We start from the raw sequence: 7,625 nt of genomic DNA on the forward strand, positions 1-7,625 counted from the left end.
ACGTAAAAAAATTATTTAACTTTTCTGATAAAACCGAGAATTCCTAATGCTGTTAACTCTTTACCAATTACATTATCTTTTTTAAACCTGACAGATACTTTATATACCTCAGATTTATTACATAAAAAGTCAAAATATTTCATGTTTTTCCCGTTAATATAGGTACTTTTTAAAGGAGCAGTTTCCGGGACAGAATCACTGTAAAGCTTCATTACGATATCTCTTTGAGAATCACAACATATAGCAAATCTGTATTCAGTACCATTCATTAAATAAACTTCCCATTCTTTTCCGTTAGGATCTTCTTTAGTTTTGCGTTTTTCTTGCGAGATATCAAAATCATTTAAAAATATAATACTGTCTCCGAAAAATTGGGCACATTTAAATACTCTGTTCCTTTCATCAAACTGTCCGAAACCGTCTGAGTAAAAAAACAGTAAACTTATTAATAATATGAAAATCTTTTTTTTCAAAAATCCAGGCTAATTTAACATAACTAATTAATGTTATAAATTATTATGCAAAACAATAAAATATATTCTGAAAAACAAACAACCATATAGTTTACATTTGTAACTATACAGTAAAGACCGTCGAATATGTTAAAAATACAATATTTAAAACTACGCATAATAATCTTAATATCTGCACTATACTTAAACAGTATAAAGGAATAATTCAGCTATAAAGCATTATTTGCTTATAATCTACATTAAATTAATAACATATAACACTTAAACAATTATTAATCAGTTATTTTTATAGTTTATATCATGTAATTAATCAATATGTAAATTACCGGCATCTTTTGCTGTATGGTTATATTTAATCCATCCGGAACAAGTCACTACCTATATAAACAAGTTACATACATAATCTGAATAGACTTAATAGCGACTAATATAGGCATTGCAGCGTAGTTACAGCTGTCACACACGGCAATACATGTGTAAACATACCAAAAATTAACATTCGTAACTCTTCCGTGCAGCTGTTTACATCACTAATGTCAGAAAATTGTTTGTAGTATAGAAAAAATATTATATATTCGTATTACATTACTATATTATGTACTTTCAGGTGTGTTTACGGTTGTAACATATCCTTTTGGTTTTGTTTATATTATCATTGATTACACTTGTAACTTATGAAAAACCGTATTAAATTGATAATTGAGAATGAAGATATCTCTTACAGTAAATTTGCCGATTTATTAGGTGTCGAGCGTTCCGGAATTTCACATATTATTAATGGTCGAAATAAACCGAGTTTAGAGATTGTTCAAAAAATACTGGAAACTTTCAGCTATATTAATACAGACTGGCTCCTATTCGGTAAAGGGAGCATGAAAAATACAAAATATACAGAAATACAGGGAGACTTATTTTCTAAAAAAGATGATAAAGCGGTTGAAACTGAGAATGTTAAGCAAAAAAAAGAGAAAATTAACTCAATTTCTGAGAAAATCATTGATGACAGTATGAAAAAAGAAAAAATAATGCCTTCTCCGAAAGATAATTCACAAGAGAAAATAATTAAAAAAATAGTAATCTTATATTCTGATAAAACATTTATTGAATATTTGCCGGAATAATTTTTTCTTAATTATCTTTTAAACTGCCGAAATTAATTCTAAAAAGTTTATTTTTGATTTTTAATCAATTATATATTATTGGAAAAACAAGTTGCAAAATATATTAATTCACAGAACCTATTCTCAAGAAAAGATAAAATTCTTATTGCATTGAGCGGCGGATGCGATTCTGTTGCTCTTACTCATTTATTAGAAAAATTAAATTATAAAATTACACTTGCACATTGCAACTTCAACTTACGTGCACACGAATCTGATACAGATGAATTGTTTGTTAAAAAATTAGCCGAAAAATTAAAAATTCAACTATTCACAAAAAGCTTTGAAACTAAAGAATTTGCCGACAGTAATAACTTCTCGATCGAAGAAGCAGCAAGAATATTACGCTATAATTGGTTTGAAGAAATTCGCCTAAAAGAAAGCCTTGATTATATTGCCACAGCCCATCATTTAGATGATAAAATTGAAACTTTTTTTATAAATCTGATTGCAGGAACGGGTATTAAAGGCATCCGCAGCATTAAAGAAAAAAATAATAAAATTGTAAGACCTCTCCTTTTTGCGAAAAAAAATGAAATTGAATTGTGGTGTAAGAAAAACTCAATTGAATACAGAACCGATAAAAGTAATTATGATACCAAGTTCATTCGCAATAAATTAAGACACAAAGTTATACCGATAATAAAAGAAATAAACCCCTCTTTTTCGGATACTATGCTGAAAAACTTTGATATTTTCTCAGAGTTTGAAAAAATTTATAATAATTATGTCCATAATGCTGCAAACAAAATAATCTCTTATCGTAATAATCTCATTTTTTTAAACATAGAGCAGCTTAAAAGAGAAGATGCCCCCATAAGCTCATTATTTGAAATATTAACTGCTTACGGCTTTAATTCCGCACAAACAATTAATATTTTTAAGCATATAGATACCATGCAAAGCGGAAAAATATTTATTTCAGAAAGTTATAGGCTCATTAAAGACAGAGCACATCTAATAATTAAAAAGAATACAAAAAATAACAATACAGAATACCAAATTAATTCAGTAAAAAAACACATTAGCTCTCCCCTCCCCTTAAAGATTGATATACAGCCAAATACTCCTCAATTTAATATCTTAAAAGAAAAAAACATTGCATATTTTGATGCAGATAAAGTTAAATTTCCGCTTATCCTCAGAAATAAAAAAAAAGGAGATTACTTTTATCCTTTCGGTATGAAAGGTAAGAAGCCCCTAAGTGACTATTTTACTGATATTAAATTAAATATATTTGAAAAGGAAGAATGTTACTTATTAGTTTCCGGTAAAGATATTTTATGGATTATAGGTTACAGAACAGATGACAGATATAAAATTACCGAAAAAACAAAAAGAGTTTTAATAATCAAACAAGGGTAGTTTAATAATCTCATCAGTTGTTTTCCCGGCATCTACAATGTATTCAGCCTGTAAATAATACAACTCTCTTATTTTTAGTGTATCATTCAAATATTTAAAGATTTCTTTATCTGTTTTATCTTTAAGCAAAGGTCTGGTTATATTATCTGCTTTTATTCTGTGCATCAAAGTTTGAACAGAAGCTCTTAAATAAATAGTTATACCGCTATTTTTCATTAGATTAATACTGTCAAAATAACACGGCATTCCGCCTCCTGTTGCTAAAATAAAGTTATCATTTTTAATAATTTCTTTTAGTGCCGAATATTCAAATTCTCTGAATCTGTTTTCGTTGAATTTTCTAAATATTTCTTCTATAGTAAGATTATACTTTTGCTCTATATAGTAGTCAGAATCAATAAATTGCAAACCTTTAAGCCTAGCAATTCTTGATGCAATTGTTGATTTACCGCTTCCCGGCATACCTGTCAAAATTATTCTCATTTTTTTCAAAAAAAGAAACCCGCAAGAGTTAATATCTCACGGGTTAATATAATTATTATTAAGAAAACTTTTTTATTTTTGAATAAAAACTTTATCTGTTCTTATTTTTCCGTCTTTTGTTTTTAATTTAACAAAATAAGTTCCGCTTGCTCCGGGAACATTAACAATATTATAAGCCCCCGTTAAGTTTTGGTCAATAACTGTTCTGCCTAACATATCAAATATTTTTACGTTTGCATCAATTAAATTGTATGAACTCAATGTAATATAAACATTGTTTTCGCTTGACCAAACATTTACAGAGGTTTCTAAATCTGCATTTGGCTGTTCATCATCATTAATCCCGCTGCTTTGAGGACCGCCGAATAAGAAAAATCGGTCTCTGTATTCACCTTTTTGAGCAGAAAATGTATATTCAGTATCAGCTAAATCTGTAACAACAGTTTCAAATATTCCTGAAGCTTCATTATATACTTTTGTATCATATAAAAGCATGGTTCCTCCGAAATTAACATCATTTATTTCATTTGCTCGAATAATGTATTGTCCGTCAGCTTTCACAACAAGTCCGATAGGCACAATAATATCTTCGGAAAGTGCATCTGTAGGTAATGTATTAAATGAAAGAGGAATCTCTTGCCCGTCAAACATTACTGAATAAATTTGAGGTAAACCCTCTGTTTGAGCATAAAATTTATAAGAATCAAAATTATTGTCAAAATTACTGTTTGCACTATCAAAAAAACGAACAATTGTTTCATCAGTCTTTCCGTTAAATTCTACTTGCAACCTTACAAAATTAAATTCATAAGATTCTGTTCCTTTATACATTGAAAGTGAATTATGTACTCTTGCCGAAGCCGGGATACTAAAAGTCGGGGCAGCTGTTGCTTTTACAAAAAATGACTGCGTTGAAGGTATAGTACCATTTAACGTACTGTTCAAAGTTTGCCCGGTAAATTGATATGAAGAACCGCTTCCGCCGTTGTAATATACATAATTTCCTAAATCACCGTCCCACATATATGCACAATCATTAATATTAGTAGTTCCTAAGTGTATTGCATCCCAATTTAATGCCGAAGAGTAAGGGTTCCCTACTAAATTCCAACCGTCATAATAATCAGAATTTCCGTCATTTGCAGTAAACAGCATTGTAGGAACATAAGATGCATTATTGTTTAAATCAGACGGATTTGTTGAAGTAAAAACTGCATTTATATCTCCCTCATTATAAACAATATACCCTGTTCTGTTGTTATCCTCAGTATTAATAGTCACAGGAACTCCGACTGTTGCCTGAACTTGTTCCCAAGCTTGCCAAAAACCAAAGCTGCCTCCGTAATCATAATTTGAATATGCAATGTCAACAGGGTTCGTAGGCTCATCATAAGCTTCGTTATAAGTGTAGAAGTTAGGATTAAAATTTCCGGAAAAAGTATTCTCTGTAAAAATATCACTTTGCTGACCTATAATCGGGCTTGAAACATATTGCCATTGTCCGTTTACTTTAAAATAACGCTCAACGGTTATATCTCCGGTTCCGGTAATGCTTCCCACACCCGTAGCTGTTATTAAAGAACCGGAAGGAGTTTTGTCAACAGGAGATTTTAAAGTAAGAGCACCGTTAATATTTAAAACACCGTTTATAGTTGCGGCACTGCCTGCGACTAAATCTGTATTTGAACCCAGATTGACTGTAACTGCTTCAAAATCAACAAAATTTGACATGTCAGCAGCATTTGTTGTTATTGTTTGTGTTCCTGTTCCGTTAAAAACAACTGTTCCGTCTGTATCTCTGTTAATAAATACATTATTTGCGGCATTGTTTGTAAAATTTCCGTCAACATATAATGTTCCGTCAAGATCAATACTACCGTCAGTTGTATTTGTTTGATTCAAATAGTTTCCGTTTTGAATGACAAAATGTGTTCCTGTTGTTATTGTAATTACGGCTCCGTCATTAGTAATGCCCTGTGCAGACATGCCTAAACTGAAAGCGGAAATCATAAAAATTGTTAATAGATGTTTTGTTTTCATAATTATTTGTTTAGATATCCACAAAATTAAAAATTTCACTAAATATAAGCAATCTATTTTTAATTGTCAAGTTTTTTTGACGGATGACCACTTATTATTGACTATTTCTTATTAAAATTTTGTTTAATTTTATATTTTGACTCAATATAATTATTTTTTTCAACCTTAATATACTTTGGTATTTCTCCAAATTTAAGTTCCGTTCCGTTCCACATAATTTCAGTCGGCGGATTTTGTTTATCCAGAATATCTCTGTAAACACCTCCAAAATTATTATCAAATTCAGAATCAATAACAGCTTTATCCAACACAATATTCTCATAACCTTTTCTGGTTGCTATTGCAATCCAATTAAACGTTGCATCAGATTTTCCGTTATTATTTTCAACCACTTCAAATCCTGTTGATTTTGTTGAAGCTATATATATCCCTTGTGTTGTACTTGTAGGTGTTACGGTTATATATATCGGCTCTTTTTCGGAAACTAATGAAACAATATTTTTATCAAAATTGACAATTGATTTTCCGTTAATCAATTCTCCTTTACCTTTCAATATAATATCAACTGTTTCAGAAACAGGAACATACGTTGCTGTCCTCGTTCCGCTTTTATTATCATTTAATTGTACAATAATATTATTTGAATACTGAATACCGTCAATATAAGCTGCATACTCAGTTCCTGAAATATGCACTCCGTATATACTGCCTTTTAATAAACCTCCGTATAAATCTCCTTTAGAAACCAATCCTATTCCAAAATTATTTCCTTTGAATGCCCCTCCGGAACTACTATATACCCCGACCCAAGAACCGTTTCCGTAAACACCGATTCCTGTACCGGTTGAAGAACCGACACCTACAACGCCGTAAGAATCTTGGTTTCCGCCGAAAGCTTGAATATATCCGCCGTTAGTAACACCCACATTTCCGGGACATGACGAAGTAGATAAAGTCATTAAAGCTCTTTGATAAACAGCTGAGGACGGATCTACGGTATTATCTAATTGATAATATCCTCCGGAAGGGTTATAAACACTCGATGTGTTATCCACCTGATTAAAAGATGCAATCCAAACATCAGAATAATTTATTGATGCAGCAACAGTAGCATTAGTGGTTGTTCTGAAAAAACCTGCTGTTCTGTTTGCGTCCTCAACCCAGCCATAAACTGCTGTTCCGTTTAGAGTTAAACCGGTTCCGGAATCATAAGTTCCGTCAAACCCAAGATAACCGTATGTTTGATTGCCTAAAACATCAGAAAAACCCACAACGGCAGCTGTCGGATCTGTAACATTTGTTGTTCTGCCGTATAAACCGTATTGATTCAAACCTCCGTCATAAAAAATACCGTATGTTTGCCCTGAATCATATACTTTAATCATATCATTTCCTTCAGGGTAGATATATGTAGGATCTGCTGCCGGTCTTAACCAATATTCTGTATTACCGGGCACAACCGGAACACTGCCTCCGAAAAGATTTTGCCAATCTGTTCCGTTATAATAATAAAATCCCGGAACGGCTCCGTCGGTTTGATATACTAAAATACCGACAGGCGAACCTGTTAAATCAATTGTTCCGCGCTGAGCTTCCGTCATTCGAGGTATAAGAATACCTGAATTTGTTGAAGTAATATCCAAAATAGCACTTGCATCCGGTGCAGCTCCTGTTGAATTAATACTTACCGCCTGAGCAAATAAATTTGTGTTATTTAATAAGCCGAACACCGCAATAATCATAATTTTACTAAACAGAGAAAGAGTTTTAGATTTCATAATAAAATTTTAGTTAAACATTAAATTTTTAATTAATTTAATTAGTTATTTGGTGTTTGGTGTTTTTGCGGCTGCAAAAATATGTTATAAAACATATCTGCTTTGCAAATATAATATGTTTTTTAAATATGTCCAAATTTATTGAACCCCGGGTCTATAAAACTAACAAAAAAAATTATACCAATTAGTATATATAAATCAATGTCGTTTAGTTAATAATCTGTCATAACCTTTTGTAATTCATAGAATAAGGTTTCTTTTGCCGATGTTTTCGAATGTTTTTCCGATTAGGTCTTACAAGCTCCCGGGTGTTGTAAACAATTTTG

At 31.3% G+C, this 7,625-nt stretch carries 6 protein-coding genes; 2 read left to right on the plus strand and 4 right to left on the minus strand.

All coding sequences use genetic code 11. The features are described from left to right. Nucleotides 1–11: 11 nt before the first annotated feature. A complete protein-coding gene (locus L3J35_03970; GenBank protein ID MCF6365339.1) occupies nucleotides 12–473 on the minus strand; it encodes a hypothetical protein in 462 nt (153 codons plus the stop codon). 674 nt (nucleotides 474–1,147) lie between these two features. Between L3J35_03970 and L3J35_03975 the strand changes: the two genes are divergently transcribed. Beyond that, entirely contained in the window at nucleotides 1,148–1,594 is a 447-nt protein-coding gene (locus L3J35_03975; GenBank protein ID MCF6365340.1) for a helix-turn-helix domain-containing protein, read from the plus strand. Nucleotides 1,595–1,672: 78 nt separating this feature from the next. Continuing rightward, on the plus strand, nucleotides 1,673–2,998 hold the full coding sequence (tilS, locus tag L3J35_03980; GenBank protein ID MCF6365341.1) for a tRNA lysidine(34) synthetase TilS: 1,326 nt from the start codon (nucleotides 1,673–1,675) through the stop codon (nucleotides 2,996–2,998). Here tilS and L3J35_03985 read toward each other — a convergent pair. From L3J35_03985 to L3J35_03995, 3 genes are all read right to left on the minus strand, one after another. Continuing rightward, nucleotides 2,978–3,481, minus strand: coding sequence for a shikimate kinase (locus tag L3J35_03985; protein MCF6365342.1), 504 nt, complete (start codon nucleotides 3,479–3,481; stop codon nucleotides 2,978–2,980). The two genes, tilS and L3J35_03985, sit on opposite strands and share 21 nt — an antisense overlap. Before the next feature lie 72 nt (nucleotides 3,482–3,553). Next, nucleotides 3,554–5,521 (minus strand): T9SS type A sorting domain-containing protein, encoded by a 1,968-nt coding sequence (locus L3J35_03990; GenBank protein ID MCF6365343.1) that lies wholly within the window; start codon nucleotides 5,519–5,521, stop codon nucleotides 3,554–3,556. Nucleotides 5,522–5,622: 101 nt separating this feature from the next. Then, nucleotides 5,623–7,299 (minus strand): hypothetical protein, encoded by a 1,677-nt coding sequence (locus L3J35_03995; protein ID MCF6365344.1) that lies wholly within the window; start codon nucleotides 7,297–7,299, stop codon nucleotides 5,623–5,625. Between the last annotated feature and the right edge of the window lie 326 nt (nucleotides 7,300–7,625).

Source organism: Bacteroidales bacterium, from assembly GCA_021648725.1.
In the GTDB taxonomy this organism is placed as follows: Bacteria; Bacteroidota; Bacteroidia; order Bacteroidales; family JAADGE01; genus JAADGE01.